This is a genomic window from Candidatus Pelagibacter sp. HIMB1623, from assembly GCF_052047695.1.
In the GTDB taxonomy this organism is placed as follows: Bacteria; Pseudomonadota; Alphaproteobacteria; order Pelagibacterales; family Pelagibacteraceae; genus Pelagibacter.
On record NZ_JBNAJN010000001.1, the window covers coordinates 40,823 to 56,867 of the forward strand.

Sequence of the window (16,045 nt, forward strand, 5' to 3'; positions counted from 1 at the left end):
ATTAATATCATTGACGCGTATATGGCGATAGAATTGTCAGCCAATCAAAATTTGATGCATGATACGTCCTGGCATAAGTGTAAAAAAGCCTGTGAGGATTAAAGCAAAAAAATAAGTTGCGATCATTACTTGTTTATGACGTTTAATGTTGCCAACACGCACATAATAAATACCCACACCAAGTATGAAAATAGTCCACAAACTCAATAAATGTATAGGACTATAATCTCCCCACATTTTTGTTTCGTGTATGAAAAAAGAAGTTATCGCTACAATCAACATTAAACCTACCCATATACGACCTAACAATTTATGAATGGCTCCACCTTTTTTCATAGAAAGCTGAATACCACCTAAAATTATAGCAATCATTGCCATAATAGCGTGAAGTGGTATGGGGTGAGTTTCATAGAACAACAAAGTCACGTCTTTTTAATTTCCTAACCTTTTTGAAACTCCTTGTTCTTGTTCTTTGTTAAACTCATCATCGTTTAAGTTATACAATTCTTCTATTCTAAGGTTTTTAGTCGTAATTGTTGGAACATTATTATTTTTCATTCCTAAATGTCTTGCATAAACAGCTTGTTTTTTACTCGTTTGATGAGGTTGAAAATCTTTAATGTCTTCAATGGTTACCTTATCTCCTTTAACAAGATAACCACTTTCAACTGCTTCATTAAAAACTTTAATTCCTTTTTTAGTTCGCATCACTGCAGCATTAAACCCTTCATCTTCTCCTTTAGGTGAACCCCCTCTCCAAGTATCAAGTGCTGCAATATCAGAACTTTCTCCAATTGCATCTGGGCAAATTTTACATCTAAATGGAACTTTCCAATTACTTTCATCACCCCAAAAAGAATTATAATCTTTATCAAACTCTCTTTGATCTTTTGTTTTGATATACATTCTTCCAGGGTTACCAAATCCTCTGTATCTAAATTCTTCTAACTCTTCCTCTTTAACATCAAAGCTATCAATAAATTCTTGTGATTTTGTAAGTTCTTGAAAGCCTCCACAAACAAGGGTGAATATGTATTTACAATATTGGTCAACCCTTTCATCTGATTTAGCAAGTAATCTAATAGCTCCTGCATCACAGGGTTTTCCAACAAAAGCAAAGGTTTGTTTTTTATCTAAGGCTTTATGAAATTCACTTAAAGGTGAGGATGGACCGTATCTTGATCTACTTTCACAGTTAATTAAATCCTCTTTATTATAACTGTATTTTACAATGTTTCGCATAGGGTTATCTTTGTCCCCTGCAGTATGCATAATAAAATCTACTTTATTTTGTTCTAATAAATATAAAGACAATCCATTTAACAAACCACCTGTGGAACTTTGAAATCTAATTTTTGGATCAGTAGACCATGAATAATATAAATCAAAATAATTTCCCCAAACCAAATCTTTATTAGATCCTTCATTTTCTCTATGATCTTCAGGTCCTTCAGCAATAACTCCAGGACAAACTTTTTTAATTTCCTCTAAGGTTTCATTAGTAATTGGTGTTAATTCTTTAGGTTCTAAATTACCTTTGTCACTCATTTCCATCTCAATTGAGTTACCTGCAATACTTTTACAAAGTCCGCAGCCAATACAAAGGCCATTTTTTACAATATCATCTAAAGAATTAATTTTTGTCATTACTCTTTATAAGATGGGTCTTTTGCATCACATCTTCTAAGTAATGCTGGCCACTCATTTAAACCTGGTGAAAATAAATCATATTGTTTTTGAGATAATTTCCACATCTCCTCCGTTGCTCTTTCAAGAGGAAGTCCTGAACCTGTTGCTTGTACTGCAACTTCACACATTCGAATTGCATAATACATATTCATAAAAGCTTCCCCAGCTGTTGCACCAACAGTTAAAAGACCATGATTTTTCATAATCAAAACCTTATTGTCTCCCATGTTTTCAGCAATTCTAACTCTCTCATCTTTATTAATCGATAGTCCTTCCCACTCATGATAACCAACTTTTCCATAAAGCATTGAACTATCTTGAACTAAATGAGGGATACCATCTTTCAATGCCGTTGCAGCTAATGCTGATGGAGGATGTGCATGAAAGACAAATTTTGCATCAGGATGATTTAGATGAATAGCGCTATGAATAATAAAACCTGCAGTATTTGCTTTTTCAGGTCCTTCTAAAACGTTACCATGTTCATCTACTTTAATTAAGTTTGATGCTTTTACTTCTTCATACAACAAACCCATCTCATGCATAAAAAATGTATGATCCGTTCCAGGTGCTCTTGCAGTGATATGGTTCCAAACCGTATCATCCCAACCCATCATATTGGTTAATCTAAACATGGCAGCAAGATCTACTCTTACTTTCCAATCTGCTTCGCTAATATTATTCTTCATCTTCCCTCCTTTGAAAAAGTTAATTTATTATTTTGTTCTAAAAGTTTTATCACTTTTAAGTGATTGGAATTTGGTCCATATTTTTTAATCGCGTTATTATAAATTTTTGAAGTTAAGTTCATTATTGGTAGTTTTAATTTATTTAATTTAATAATTTCATTAGCAAGATTTAAATCTTTCATTGATAAACCTAAAAAAAAAGACGGATCATAATCTCCATTAATCATGTTAGGTCCGTATCTTGTTGAAGTATAACCACCACTTGCACTTTTATCGATAATTTCTAACATTGTTTTTGGTTTAATTCCTGACTTTACCCCAAGCATCAACGACTCTGAGAGTGATAAATAGTTTAAATAACAAAGGCTAACTTGTGCAATTTTAGCAGCATAACCAGCGCCAGGTTTATTTAAATAATAAATGTTTTTTCCCAGTATATTAAAGACAAACTTAAGCTTATTAACTGTCTTTTTATTACCACCAATAAATATTGATAAATCACCTGATTGAGCCTTTAAGTTTCCACCTGATATTGTTGCATCAACAAATTGATTTATTTTTTTACTCAACTTTTGTTTTAAAAGATTAAAGCAAGTTAAAGAATTAGTAGAACAATCAATCCAAATTTTATTTTTACCTAATTGATCTATGATTTTACCTCTGCCAATTGATAATGCTTTAATTTGTTTTGGTCCAGGAACGCAGGTAATAATTACATCAGAAAACTTGATTAATTCATCTAATGAGCTTGTTGCTTTTGCTTTTTTAGATTTAAATTGTTTTAAAGATTTAGCACTTACATCATAACCTAATAAATCTATTCTTTTAGATTTATGCAAGTTTAATGCCATTGGTATTCCCATATTTCCTAAACCAATAAAACCTATCTTCATATCAATCCATTAACCCATCAACTTCAACATTATTTCGCTCATAATGAATTGGAAGTGCTTTACCGTAAACTTGTTTAGAGTGTTCAGGTTTATTTACTCTGTAGCTATCTTTTACGTATGTTGGTAATGCAATGTAACGAGAAGTATTCCCTTCTATTTTTGTTACTCTATGCATAGAAAATCTTCCTTTAAATATTTGAAGATCTCCTGGTTGAAGGTCTAATGATTTAACTTTAACTCTTGAGCCACGAAGAACTTTTGTTACTTCATCAAAGTTTTCATTTTCAGTGCTTCTTAAATCAGGTGAATATTCAAACAATCCACCCTTTTCAGCTTTTTGAACTAAAATACTTAAAGTAAATTCGTTTCCATCAAAGTGCCAAGGAAAGTAATGATCTTTATGCATGATACTGTATGGATTTTTTCCTAAAGGATCTGACCATCTATAAAGAGGAAAAACTCCTAAACTATCTGAAATAAATTTTAGCATTTCTTCAGACTCGTATATTTTATTTAAATCAGATTGTTCTTCTAAATCATCTGAATTGATGTATCCGCTTTCTCTAAATGAAAAAACTCTCTTTGGATGATCTTTTGATAAGTTTTCATCATCTTTTGAAAAATAAGGGTTGTGATGGTCTTTGGTCCAATGAGTTTTAGGAAGATTTCTTTCAACTTCTTCCTTCATTCTTTTCAAAGACTCGCTAAGTACAAAGTTTGGAAGTACACAGCATCCATCTTTATCAAGTAGCTCTCTATTTTTGGTAATTAAATCTTGATACTCTTTTGATCCTGTCTGATCAATTGGGTAATCTTTTAAGTTAACAATGTTTTTTATTTCCATAATTCTCCTTTAATTAAAATTATTTTTTAAAAAAAGAAGTGATTACAATTTCGTGGGCGTTGAGGAATTTATATGATTTTTACAGTCTACTTTTTGAAGTAATAAATTAAATAGATTAGATGATAACTTTGAACTCAAGCCAACTCTAGCCAGTCTATGACAGTGAGTAAAAAGATTAAGATTCATAAACAAACGGTATTATATTTTTAATCCCAGGTAAACAAATTTCACTTATAAAACAATTGGAATTTAACAATTTAAATACTACCTAGAGTGAATATTGATAAAAATTAAACCGTTATTGCTTGATCTTTATTCTCAATTTTAAATTCACTGTCATTAAAGACATTTGAGTTTGGTAAAGTTGCAACAATATGAATTCTATCTTCTTCCCCACCATTAAAAAAATTATGATATTTAGTAGTATTAGTTAAATAAACACTACCATCTGCTGGCATATGATAGGCTCGATCCTCAATAACCATTCTACATCCATAGTTAGTTATAATTGGAATATGTAATCTTGGTTCTGGATCTTTATGCCAACTCAATGTTGATCTTGGTTCTTTTTTTAAAACTCTAGTTCTTCCAAGTTTATAAATATTTGAAATCTCATCATAAACATATTTGAAATAAGTATTGCTAAACTCTGGGATAAACTCACTAAATTTATTTTCATCAATAAAGTCTGCTCTTTCAACTTCTTTACCATTGCTATCAGGTCTCGTCCAATATCTACCCCAGGAATATTTACCTTCTGTACTTTGAGGATCGCCTTCAATTCTGTTTAGAGAAATACTGCAAATATTTGTAACCACTCCTCCAGCATTATCAAATTTTTTTATGTGTACAATTTTTCTGTAAGCTTCTGTAAGCTTTTCAATATCAAATTTGATATTTTTTAATTTAATTATATTGTTATCTGGGAACACTTATCTAAATTGATGTATCATCAATATATCTTAATTGATACTATTTAAATTTATTTTAAACTCCCCTCTAAAACATATTTTAGTATTCTAACTGCTTGTTTTTGATCTGAAGCAACTGCAGCTGCTGCAGCATCTACTTCTTTTAAAGCATGTTGATGCTCTTCATTATGAATAATAATTATTGATTTATTTAACGCAGCCGCATACCCTGCATCAAATGCTGCATTCCATTGTTTGTATTTTTCACCAAATTTAACAATGATTACATCGCAATCTTTGATCGATTTTTTAGTTCTAATTGAATTGATATTGGCACCTTTTCGATCTTTCCAAAAATTCTTCTCTTCAGGACCTAAAATTTCAACACCACAATCATCTGAAGATGCATGATCTGTTACAGGAGATGAAAATTGAATGTCTAAATTTTGTTTTTTACATTCATCAATAATTTCATCACGCCAATTTGTGTGAATTTCTCCTGCTAAATATACTTTCAACATATGTTCTTTATATATAGTAACTAGTAACCTAAATTTCTATCTATTTGGTTAATTAATTCTTTATTTTCTGTGAATAATTTTAAATTTTTAAAGAAAATTTTAAGAACCATCTCAATATAATTCCCCTCACTATCAGAAGAAATATGAGGAGTGATAATTAAATTTGGGGTATCCCAAAGGTTTGATGTTTTTGGAATAGGTTCTTGTGAAAATACATCTAAAATTGCTCCAGCAATTTCATTGTTTTGAAGTTTAATTCTTAAAGCCTCATAATCTAAAACTGATTGCCTTCCAATATTAACTATCCCACATGTAGATTTTAATTTATCTAATCTTGATTTATTAATTAATCCTTTAGTCTCTTCTGTTTCTGGAACTGCTAGATATAAAAAATCAGCTAAAGCTAACACTTCATCAATTTTATCAAACGTAATAACTTTAGAGCACCCCTCAACATTTTTTCCTTTTCTATTTACACCAATAACTTCAGCTCCAAGCTTGCTGATATGTTTAATCATTGAACCACCTAAAGAACCAGTTCCAACAACAACTACTTTCCTTCCTTCAATAGGTTTTCCAAGTAAAGAAACAAACTCTTTGTTTTTTTGGTGTGTTACAATTCTAGTCATATGATTTTGGAGCATTAAAATACTCATCAAGCCAAACTCCCCTGCTTTTTTAGCATGTACCCCACTACTGTTTGTTAAAACTAAATCTTCTGTCATCCAATCAAAAGGAGATAAATGATTAACTCCAGCAGAAATCACATGGATCCATTTAAGGTTAGGTGCAATTTTTTTTAAATCTTTTGTTGGAAACTGCCAGCCAAGTAAAATGTCAGCTGTTTTCATTGAGGAGACAAAATTATCATCATCCCAATCAATTACATATTCTACTTTATCTCTTAACTCTGGGTATTGATCAAAACCCTTTTCAATTTCTTCCCTAGTGATTGTATTATTTTTCTCACCTTCAGCATCACACGGTAAAAATCCCTCTTTCCAATGATTATTTCTGATGTGAATTTTAATTTTTTTCATATTTTTAATAAACTATCAATTTTACAAACACAAAAACTGATTTTTATATTAATTTTATAAAGGTAATTAATGATTTAGTAACTTAAATAATTATCAATTACATAGATCAAAAAAATTATTACTAATGCTGATACTAAGACTAAAGAGAATTGATTTTTTTTAGCACCACAATAAGAGCATTCTTTTTCAAAATTAGTTACAACTTTTTTACATTCTTTACATTTAAAGACATTCATAAAGTTAACTCTTACCCAGTTTAAAATAATCGGCCCAAATTAAAGAGAAAAATAATAGATTTTTCATAACCAACTCAATATTGTCATCAGACATATTGTGATTAAGATGAATACTATTGTCAGGCTCTGGTGAGTTAAATAATTTTAGTTTTTTACTAATGTCACTAAATCTTTTTTTTAAATCATCATAAATACCATGATCTAAAACTAAAATATGGTCATTATTTTTAAGCATCATTGCTGTTAACTTCTTTGGCTTAAAAATAGAATTAATCGGATAACCCTGATAAATTAAAAATTGTTCTGTTTTTGGATCAATTAATTTATTGTTTAATATCTCAACACCAGCAGATGTGATCAAAAATTTATCTTTAGGTAAATTTTTTTCTAAAACTTTTTCAACTAAAGGACCTCTTGTATAATTATTTTTACAAACAACTAGTATTTTTGTTTTCTTTAACGAATATGAGTTCATCAAAGAACAGATAAAACAAAATTAATTAAATTAAATTTATTTTAAATAATATTAATTTCTAATATTAATATTAAATATTTATTAGCTCTAAAAAAAACCTACCTCTATTAGGATGAGTAGGGTTTTGATATAATTTTTCCCCCAGCTATCTTTCATTCTCTTTAGTATATCAATCTCCTACTCACGATTAATACTATTTTGCAAGAAATAACTATTTGTCTTGTTCAATAGATAAATAAAACAATCTTTTAATAATTAAATAAATACAAACTATTAATACCACTCCTAAAATATCACCCACCAGATATCCAAATAATTCAGCAGTAAATCTTTCTACGGTAAAATCATAATCAGCAAAAAATCTTAAAAAATTAACAGAAACTGAATTAATCAGAGCTGAAATAATAGTAAGAAATAAAATATATTTTGTATTGAAACTATTCTCTAACTCTTTGAATTTTTCTTTTAAAATATAAGATGCAGCAGGTACACAGAAAACTGCAATAATAATTGCAATAAAAAATGTAAGAGTTAAATTTTGAAAATTTTCACCCACATAATATCCAGAATATAAATGACCAATTAACATTCCTGGTATAGATTTATATCCATAAATCAAAAAAGCTAAAATTCTCCAACCATGAGGAATAAAAATTGAATAAGCAATTGTATTAAATTCATTAGTAAAAAAATTTCCTGAATAAATTAGTAATTGAATTTGATGAAGAACAATATATCCAATGGCAACTATTATCGTGATTGAAAAAAATTTCTTATTAATCATTTAACTAAATTAAATTTAGTTTTTTAAAATAATTATATTTATTCATTAATAATTTTTCAGAGTATCCAATTTCTTTTGATATTTTTTTAATAATTAATTTAAAATTTTCTAAATTTTCTAAATTTTCTAAATTTTCCTTAACTAAAATTAATTTTTTTAGAATTTTTTGATCTGAACTTGATAAATTTTTGATATTTCTAAGAGTTTTTAGTTCTAGTTTATCAAGATAGTATATAAGATTTTTAATATTTTCTTTAGACATTTAATTTATTCCAAATACGTTTTTAATTTTTGTTTTATATTTTCACTAAGTTTAATATTTTTTGATCTATTGTCTTTTTTATCTTTGTGTCTAATAATAATACCTGCTTTTTCTAAATTTTGTATGATTGAAATTTTCTTTGATCTTGATGCATTAATTTTATTTTGATCTAAAAATGTATCTGTAGATTTAATTAATTTATTCTTGATATTATAATCATAAATAATCATTACAATTTCTAGTTTTATTTTATCATCATTTATTTTTTTTAATAATGGATCTTTGCTTGTGATTAAATTTAACAATTTTGAATATAAATTCACTGTTATACTATAACTTTCTTAATCAAAAAATTAATATTAAATTTTAATATTATTATTAAATATTTGCTAAAGTTATTATAGGATTAGCTTTGATAATCCAAAATATAGATTAATTTTGTAAAATATAATAAAAGTAATTTATGCCTTCATTTGATGTAATCAGTAAAATTAATTATCAAGAATTTGATAATGCTTTAGCAAATTGCTTAAGAGAAATTAGCAATCGATACGATTTTAAAGGACTACACATCACTATAGAGAGAAAAGATAAATCAGTTACTACTAATGCTCCTGATGAATTAAAATTAAAACAAGTCAATGAATTATTACAAACCCATTTAGTAAGAAGAAAAGTAGATCCAAGAGTTTTAGAAGTTAAAAGTTCAGAAGGTGCTTCAGGTGGTGCAATAAGACAGATAAGTGAACTTAAAGAAGGAATTAGCCAAGAAAATGCAAAAAAAGTTATAGCTGACATTAAAAAACTTAAACTTAAAATTCAGGTTAAAATCCAAGGAAATGAATTAAGAGTTGATGGTAAAAAAAGAGATGATCTTCAAGAGGCTATAGCAGCAATTAAAGCTATTGATATTGGGCTTCCAATAGATTTTGTAAACTTTAGAGATTAATCCTTTCAAACTATTTATTGTATTTGGTACAAAAAGATATAAGCAGACACTCAATTACTTAAAATTTATACCAATCCCGACATAATGAACTTCTCTGATCTAAATATTGAAAATAAATTAAAAAGATCGATTGAATTAGCTGAATTTAAAACCCCAACCCCTATTCAAAGTCAATCAATACCAATTAGCCTAGAAGGAAAAGATGTTTTAGGAACTGCTCAAACCGGTACCGGTAAAACATTAGCATTCACAATCCCAATGTTGAATAAGCTTTTAAAAGATAAGCAAGCAATGGCATTAATAATTTGTCCAACAAGGGAACTTGCAACACAGGTAATGGAAACTGTTTTAAAACTTAATATAAGAGAAATAGGAATTGGTAATGCTCTTTTAATTGGTGGTGAGAGTATGCAAAAACAACTTAGACAATTAAAAAAAAGAGCAAGAATAATAGTTGGAACTCCTGGAAGAATTAACGATCACATTGAACGTAAAAGTTTAAACTTATCAAATGTAAATTACCTGGTTCTAGATGAAACAGATCGAATGTTAGATATGGGATTTACCCCACAAATTGAGGTGATTTTAAAATTTATTCCAAAAGATCATCAAACATTATTATTTTCTGCAACTTTACCTGAAAATATTTTAAAGATTTCTCAAAAATATCTCAACAATCCTGAAAGAATATCAGTTGGGTCTTTATCAACTCCAATTGAAAAGATTAAACAAGAAACTTTTGAAATTACAACTGATAAAAAATATCATGAGTTGATTAACCAGTTAGTTGAAAGAAGTGGATCTATTCTAGTTTTTGTTAAAACAAAACATGGTGCTGATAAAATAGTAAAAAGATTAAAATATGATGGTCATAAAGCTGATGCCATTCATGGAAATCTTAGACAAAGTAAAAGAGACAGAGTTATTAGAGGATTTAGAAATGGCAATAGCAGGATTTTAATTGCAACAGATGTTGCAGCAAGAGGATTAGATATTCCGGTTATTAAACACGTAATCAATTACGATCTTCCACAAGTTCCGGAAGATTACATTCACCGAATAGGTAGAACTGGTCGTGCTGGAAAAGATGGATCAGCTTTAACTTTTTTAACAAACAATGACAGAAGTATGTGGAGATCTATACAAAAATTAATAGATCCTGACTTTAAAGTTAAAGAAGAAGCTAGGCCAAATGGTCAAAAGAATAAGAAATTTAATAAAAAAAATAAATTTAAAAAGAAATTTAAGAATAAATTTTCGAATAATAAATTAAGTAAAAAGAAGAAATTTAAAAAATTTGAAAACAAAGATAAAAAAAGAAAATTTAAAAATAGAAAAAGGCCTAAAAACTTTAAATTTAAAAAGAATAAACGGAAGTAAGATAATCTATTAACTTTGTAGATCTCTTAACCATAACCCTTCAGGCAAAGGAACTAACAATAAATTTTTGAAACCAAAGTATAACAATAAAACAAAGATACTTCCAAAAATCATATATAAAGCTATTTTTTTAATACCTGCGTTTAAACCTGAATTTACCAATATTAATAAATTAAAAGCAATTAAACTTGTTAATACAAACCCTGTTCTTTCTAAAAAATAAATCCATGCAAAAAAAACAATAATTAGTAAGAAAATTTTAACAGTATCTACATTTTCCTTTTCAACTTTAATTTCAATTTTAAAAGATCTGAAAATTAAAAGCACTGATAATAATAATAGTACAGAAGTTATTGCATAGGGAAAAACAGAAGCAAAAGGGCTTAACTGATTTGCCTCATGAAACAAAACAGCTGATAAAATAATTAAACAAATTCCAGATATAAAAGAAGTAAGATCTTTAATCATTTGCTAAATCTTTTTTTGTAAATTTTTTTTAGAGCTGGAAAAAATAAACTCATAATAATTAATAAAACTAAAACAAAAGATATTGGTCTTGCAAAATAGTTTGCTACAACACTGCCTTGAGCGCTTCCTATGATATACGCTTGAACAAAACCTTGTTCTGCAATTTGACCTAAAACCAAACCTAATACAATTGGTGAGGCTCTAAAACCTGATCTGTTTAAAACCCAGCCAATTAAACCAAAGAAAAACATAAAATAAACATTTAAAATATTGTTTTGAATAGAATAACTTCCAATAATTGTTAAAAAAATAATTATTGGAATTAAAACTTGCTTTGGAACTTTTAATAAAGACTTATAAGCATAACGACCCATCAATAATCCTAATGGTAACATCATTATTGTTGCTAATAACAATCCAAAAATAAATGTGTAAACAATTGAAGATTGTTGAGTGAACAGAGTATCACCAGTTCTAATTCCCTGAACTAATAATGCTCCTAAAATTACTGCATCAGGTGGGGTTCCTGGTATTCCAAGACATAAAGTTGGAACAAAACCTCCTCCAACTGTAGCATTGTTCGCTGTTTCAGAAGCAATCAATCCTTCAGGCTCACCTTTACCAAAATTTTCTTTATTCTTTGATGTTCTTTTGGCTTCACCGTAAGAGACTATACTTGCAATACTTCCACCTGCTCCAGGCAAAATTCCAACAAATGTTCCAATTAATGCGCCTCGAACTGCCTCAAATTTTTTTGCAAACATAATTAAAAAAGACTCTTTTAATCTAAGACTTTTAGGAGTTTCGTTTTCTCCTAAATGTTTACCTTTCATGCTAGTAAGATCTAAAATCACAGGAATACAAAAAAGACCAATCATTGCACTGACAATCTCTATTCCACTATTTAAAAAACTTATATTCCATGTCATTCTGACGTCACCACCAACTACTGCAACACCTATCATTGACATTAACAAACCAATACAAGCACCAATCAACGATTTGATATTATCTCCTTCTGATAATGTAGAAATTAGCGTTAATCCTAATAAAGCTAACCAAAAATATTCTGTTGGACCAAACATTAATGAAACACTTGCAAGTGGAGGAGCAAAAAGAGCAAGGCATATCACACCAATTATTCCTCCTACAAATGAAGACATGCAACTAATGGACATTGCTAAATCTCCGTCACCTTTTTTTGCTAAAGGATACCCATCAAATGTAGTTGCAACAGCTGAAGGTGTGCCAGGTGTATTAATTAAAATTGCTGACCATGATCCTCCAAAAATTGCACCTGTATATATTGCTCCAAGAACAATAAGTCCTGATGAAGGTTCTAATGCAAATGTGAAAGGAACAAGAATGGCAACCGCCATAGTTGCCGAAAGTCCTGGCAAGGCACCAATAATGATCCCCGCCAGAACTCCTGAAAATGCTAAACCTAAATTAATTAGGCTCAGTGATGACAAAAAATCTGCAAAAAGACTTGCCATCTAAAAACTTAATTATTTTATTAAACCAAGTTCTTTAGCTATCGCTTCGTTAGCTGCTTGTTGTTGTTTCATAAAATCATCAATTTGATCATGACCAATGTTAACAACTACGAAAGCACCATCTTCCATCTGTTTTTTGAATTTAGGATCTGAATTAATTTTCATAATTCTATCAGACCATTCTTTAACAGTTGCTGCAGAAGCTGACTTAGGTAACGCGTAACCTCTATAAGCACCTGAAACGATATCAAAACCTAACTCTTTAAATGTCGGAACATCAGGGTATGCAGGAAGTCTGCTTTCTGATGCAACAGCCAACATTCTAACTTTAGATCCTTGTTTAGCAGCAACAGTTGAGTAACCTGCTTCAGCTACAACTTGTTTACCAAGTAGTGCTTGAACTGCAGCTCCTGTACCTTTGAAAGGAACATAAGTTGTTTTGATATTTGCTTTTTGGTTTAAAGAAATTGTTAATAAGTGGTTTGCAGAATAAGTTCCAGATCCACTAAACGTTAGTTTTCCTGGATTTTTTTTTGCAAAGTCAATTAATTCTGCAAGACTATTATAAGGGCTAGACGCTTCTACTAAGATTGCATCTGGAGTATAATGGAAAAAAGAGAATACATTAATATCCTCTGTTTTATATCCAGCTTTGTCCCCTTTTGCGATTGGTTGCATAATAATATGAGGAAGGTTTACTCCCATTATAACACTACCATCACCTTTTTCAGAATTAAGTGAAGACCATCCTACTGATCCACCGCCACCTGGTTTGTATTGAACAACAATGTCATCATTATAAATATCTTTATAATATGGTTGTTGCATTCTAGCAGTCACATCAGATTCACCGCCAGGTCCAAATGGAATTATATTAGTTACTCCTGCATTAGCACTAGTAAACGTTAAAGCTAATAGTGATATTACAGCAAGGAACTTTTTAAAAAATGTATTTAATTTCATTTATTTCCTTATGTTAATTATTAAAATTTAAGAATATTTAAACTAATTAATCCTTAACCATTGTCAATGCGATTAAAATTTGGCTTATAAGAAACTGAGAAATGTTTATAAATTGATTAAATAAAAATGAAAATAATAGATATCCAAGAAAAAATTGTTCCCATTAGCTCAGAAATCAAAAATGCATATATCAGTTTTGCCAAAATGGACTGTAGTGTTGTTGCTATCAAAACAGACGTAAAAATTGATGGAGAAAATGTTGTTGGGTACGGATTTCACTCAAATGGAAGATATGCTGTAAGTGAATTGCTAACTAAAAGATTTATTCCAAGACTTAAAGAAGCTGAAGAAAAAGAATTATTAAATGATGAGGGTACCAATTTTAGTCCTGAAAAAATTTGGAAAGTTTTAATGCAAAATGAAAAACCTGGAGGTCATGGTGAAAGAAGTACAGCGGTTGGTACTATTGATATGGCTGTATGGGATGTGGTTTCGAAAATTGAAAGACTGCCGTTGTATGAACATTTAGCGAAAAAGTATGGTGATGGAAATTTTACTAATAAAATTTTTGTCTATGCTGCTGGTGGTTATTATTATCCAGGAAAAGATATTCAGATGCTTCAGGATGAGATGAAAAGTTATTTAGATTTAGGATATTCAACTGTTAAAATGAAAATTGGAGGAGCATCATTAAAAGATGATCTAAACAGAATTGAAAGTGTATTAAAAATTGTTGGTGATGGAAAAAATTTATGTGTTGATGCAAATGGAAGATTTGATCTTAAAACAGCAATTGAATATGGAAAAGCAATAGAGGGTTATAATTTGAAATGGTATGAAGAAGCAGGTGACCCATTAGATTACGAACTTAATTCTAAATTGTCAGAAGCTTATAAAAATGGAATTGCAACAGGTGAAAATTTATTTTCTATGCAAGATGCTAGAAATTTAATTCGATATGGCGGAATGAGAAAAGATATTGATTGGTTGCAATTTGACTGTTCTTTAAGTTATGGTCTTGTTGAATATTTAAGAACACTCAAAATGATGGAAGAAAATAATTGGAGCTCTACAAGAGTAGTACCTCATGGAGGTCATCAAATTTCTTGTAATATTGCAGCAGGTCTGAATCTTGGTGGAAATGAAATTTATCCAAGTTTATTTCAACCATTTGGAGGATTTCCAGATGATTCATTGGTTGAAAATAGCTATGTTACCTTTCCAAAATTCATTGGAATGGGATACGAAAATAAAGCTAAATTAAAAGATCTATTTAAAAAACTATTTAATTAAAAATTAGTAGTTCAGAATTGTCTAAAATTTGTTTTAAGAATTTAACGCCTTAACAGGATCTAAAAACTCATGACCAAAGACATCTGCTACTGCTTTATAGGTTACATGACCTTTATAAACGTTTAACCCTGCTAAAAAATTTTTATCCTCACTTAAAGCTTTTTGATAACCTTTATTTGCGAGCTTAACTAAAAAAGGTAACGTTGCATTATTTAAAGCTAAAGTTGAAGTTCTTGGAACTCCACCTGGCATATTTGCTACACAATAATGAACAACATCATTTACAATATATGTAGGATCTCCATGAGTAGTTGGTTTACTTGTCTCAACACATCCTCCTTGGTCAATTGCAACATCAACAATAACAGAACCTCTTTTCATACTTTTAATCATATCTTTAGTAACTAATTTAGGAGCCTCCGCACCTGGAATTAAAACTCCACCAACTAATAAGTCTGCTTCAGAAACTAATTTTGGAAGATCAATTTTATCACTTTGCTCTGGAATAATTTTGTCACCAAACATCTCAACTAATTGTTTTAATCTAGCTTCTGATTTATCAACGATATGAACTTTGGCTTGCATACCTGTTGCGATAACTGCTGCATTTTCACCTACGACACCACCACCTAAAATAACCACAGTTCCACCGACTACTCCAGGAGCACCTCCCAATAAAAGTCCTCTTCCCTTTTGATTTTTTTCTAAACAATGAGCTCCAGCTTGTACTGACATTCTACCAGCAACAGCACTCATTGGAGCTAACAATGGTAATCTTCCGTTATCATCTGTTACTGTTTCGTAAGCTATATTAACACTCTTTGATTTAATTAACCCTTCAGTTAATTCCTTTGCAGCTGCTAAGTGAAGATATGTATAGACAATTTGATTTTCTCTAATCATATCAACCTCAACTTTTTGAGGCTCTTTAACTTTTACAATTATATCCGCATCATTAAAAATATCAGATGCGGTGCTTGCTATTTTTGCACCTGCATTTGTATATTGATCATTTTCAAATCCAGCTTCAAAACCACCGTTGTTTTCAACAATAACTTCGTGACCTTCAGAAACTAAAGTTTTAACACTCTCTGGTGTTAAACCTATTCTATTTTCTTGTGGTTTTATCTCCTTAGGTACGCCTATCTTCAT

General features: G+C 29.6%; 20 protein-coding genes. 3 read left to right on the top strand and 17 right to left on the bottom strand.

Translation table 11 applies throughout. The features are described 5' to 3' along the window. Positions 1 to 36: 36 nt before the first annotated feature. The 13 genes from ACTTBN_RS00220 to ACTTBN_RS00280 form a co-directional block, all read right to left on the bottom strand. A complete protein-coding gene (locus tag ACTTBN_RS00220; RefSeq protein WP_440680445.1) occupies positions 37 to 378 on the bottom strand; it encodes a DUF2306 domain-containing protein in 342 nt (113 codons plus the stop codon). 54 nt (positions 379 to 432) lie between these two features. Beyond that, positions 433 to 1,647 carry a Coenzyme F420 hydrogenase/dehydrogenase, beta subunit C-terminal domain gene (locus tag ACTTBN_RS00225; protein WP_440680446.1) on the bottom strand — a complete coding sequence of 405 codons (1,215 nt, stop codon included), beginning with the start codon at positions 1,645 to 1,647 and terminating at the stop codon, positions 433 to 435. Continuing rightward, positions 1,647 to 2,378, bottom strand: coding sequence for a class II aldolase/adducin family protein (locus ACTTBN_RS00230; RefSeq protein ID WP_440680447.1), 732 nt, complete (start codon positions 2,376 to 2,378; stop codon positions 1,647 to 1,649). Before ACTTBN_RS00230 ends, ACTTBN_RS00225 begins: the two co-directional genes overlap by 1 nt. Next, a complete protein-coding gene (locus ACTTBN_RS00235; RefSeq protein WP_440680448.1) occupies positions 2,375 to 3,271 on the bottom strand; it encodes an NAD(P)-dependent oxidoreductase in 897 nt (298 codons plus the stop codon). The genes ACTTBN_RS00230 and ACTTBN_RS00235 overlap by 4 nt, the downstream gene beginning before the upstream one ends. A gap of 1 nt (position 3,272) precedes the next feature. Beyond that, positions 3,273 to 4,115, bottom strand: coding sequence for a HalD/BesD family halogenase (locus ACTTBN_RS00240; protein ID WP_440680449.1), 843 nt, complete (start codon positions 4,113 to 4,115; stop codon positions 3,273 to 3,275). 290 nt (positions 4,116 to 4,405) lie between these two features. Next, complete coding sequence (locus tag ACTTBN_RS00245) at positions 4,406 to 5,047, bottom strand: aspartyl/asparaginyl beta-hydroxylase domain-containing protein (protein ID WP_440680450.1); 642 nt, start codon at positions 5,045 to 5,047, stop codon at positions 4,406 to 4,408. Positions 5,048 to 5,097: 50 nt separating this feature from the next. Further along, on the bottom strand, positions 5,098 to 5,547 hold the full coding sequence (locus ACTTBN_RS00250) for a YtoQ family protein (protein WP_440680451.1): 450 nt from the start codon (positions 5,545 to 5,547) through the stop codon (positions 5,098 to 5,100). A 20-nt stretch (positions 5,548 to 5,567) separates the two neighbouring features. Continuing rightward, on the bottom strand, positions 5,568 to 6,587 hold the full coding sequence (locus tag ACTTBN_RS00255) for a D-2-hydroxyacid dehydrogenase (RefSeq protein ID WP_440680452.1): 1,020 nt from the start codon (positions 6,585 to 6,587) through the stop codon (positions 5,568 to 5,570). Between the two features lie 74 nt (positions 6,588 to 6,661). After that, positions 6,662 to 6,823, bottom strand: coding sequence for a hypothetical protein (locus ACTTBN_RS00260; protein WP_440680453.1), 162 nt, complete (start codon positions 6,821 to 6,823; stop codon positions 6,662 to 6,664). Between the two features lie 4 nt (positions 6,824 to 6,827). Next, positions 6,828 to 7,298, bottom strand: a complete 471-nt coding sequence (locus tag ACTTBN_RS00265) for an arsenate reductase/protein-tyrosine-phosphatase family protein (RefSeq protein WP_440680454.1) — start codon at positions 7,296 to 7,298, stop codon at positions 6,828 to 6,830. A gap of 211 nt (positions 7,299 to 7,509) precedes the next feature. After that, positions 7,510 to 8,082 carry an MASE1 domain-containing protein gene (locus tag ACTTBN_RS00270; RefSeq protein ID WP_440680455.1) on the bottom strand — a complete coding sequence of 191 codons (573 nt, stop codon included), beginning with the start codon at positions 8,080 to 8,082 and terminating at the stop codon, positions 7,510 to 7,512. Between the two features lie 4 nt (positions 8,083 to 8,086). Continuing rightward, positions 8,087 to 8,344, bottom strand: a complete 258-nt coding sequence (locus ACTTBN_RS00275) for a hypothetical protein (protein WP_440680456.1) — start codon at positions 8,342 to 8,344, stop codon at positions 8,087 to 8,089. Between the two features lie 5 nt (positions 8,345 to 8,349). Further along, the gene (locus ACTTBN_RS00280; RefSeq protein ID WP_440680457.1) at positions 8,350 to 8,667 is read right to left on the bottom strand and encodes a hypothetical protein; all 318 of its coding nucleotides are present in this window, start codon (positions 8,665 to 8,667) and stop codon (positions 8,350 to 8,352) included. 140 nt (positions 8,668 to 8,807) lie between these two features. Here ACTTBN_RS00280 and ACTTBN_RS00285 point away from each other — a divergent pair, with 140 nt between their 5' ends. Next, positions 8,808 to 9,293, top strand: coding sequence for a YajQ family cyclic di-GMP-binding protein (locus tag ACTTBN_RS00285; protein WP_440680458.1), 486 nt, complete (start codon positions 8,808 to 8,810; stop codon positions 9,291 to 9,293). An 84-nt stretch (positions 9,294 to 9,377) separates the two neighbouring features. Then, entirely contained in the window at positions 9,378 to 10,673 is a 1,296-nt protein-coding gene (locus ACTTBN_RS00290) for a DEAD/DEAH box helicase (RefSeq protein ID WP_440680459.1), read from the top strand. A 9-nt stretch (positions 10,674 to 10,682) separates the two neighbouring features. On the opposite strand, the gene ACTTBN_RS00295 is transcribed toward ACTTBN_RS00290, so the two are convergent. The 3 genes from ACTTBN_RS00295 to ACTTBN_RS00305 are packed head-to-tail and all read right to left on the bottom strand — an operon-like array spanning position 10,683 to position 13,600. Beyond that, positions 10,683 to 11,141 carry a tripartite tricarboxylate transporter TctB family protein gene (locus ACTTBN_RS00295; protein WP_440680460.1) on the bottom strand — a complete coding sequence of 153 codons (459 nt, stop codon included), beginning with the start codon at positions 11,139 to 11,141 and terminating at the stop codon, positions 10,683 to 10,685. Next, entirely contained in the window at positions 11,138 to 12,637 is a 1,500-nt protein-coding gene (locus ACTTBN_RS00300; RefSeq protein ID WP_440680461.1) for a tripartite tricarboxylate transporter permease, read from the bottom strand. The genes ACTTBN_RS00295 and ACTTBN_RS00300 overlap by 4 nt, the downstream gene beginning before the upstream one ends. Positions 12,638 to 12,649: 12 nt before the next feature. Then, positions 12,650 to 13,600, bottom strand: coding sequence for a tripartite tricarboxylate transporter substrate binding protein (locus tag ACTTBN_RS00305; protein ID WP_440680462.1), 951 nt, complete (start codon positions 13,598 to 13,600; stop codon positions 12,650 to 12,652). A gap of 126 nt (positions 13,601 to 13,726) precedes the next feature. Between ACTTBN_RS00305 and ACTTBN_RS00310 the strand changes: the two genes are divergently transcribed. Further along, positions 13,727 to 14,893 (top strand): mandelate racemase/muconate lactonizing enzyme family protein, encoded by a 1,167-nt coding sequence (locus tag ACTTBN_RS00310; protein WP_440680463.1) that lies wholly within the window; start codon positions 13,727 to 13,729, stop codon positions 14,891 to 14,893. Between the two features lie 33 nt (positions 14,894 to 14,926). Here ACTTBN_RS00310 and ald read toward each other — a convergent pair whose 3' ends face one another. Further along, positions 14,927 to 16,045, bottom strand: a complete 1,119-nt coding sequence (ald, locus tag ACTTBN_RS00315) for an alanine dehydrogenase (RefSeq protein ID WP_440680464.1) — start codon at positions 16,043 to 16,045, stop codon at positions 14,927 to 14,929.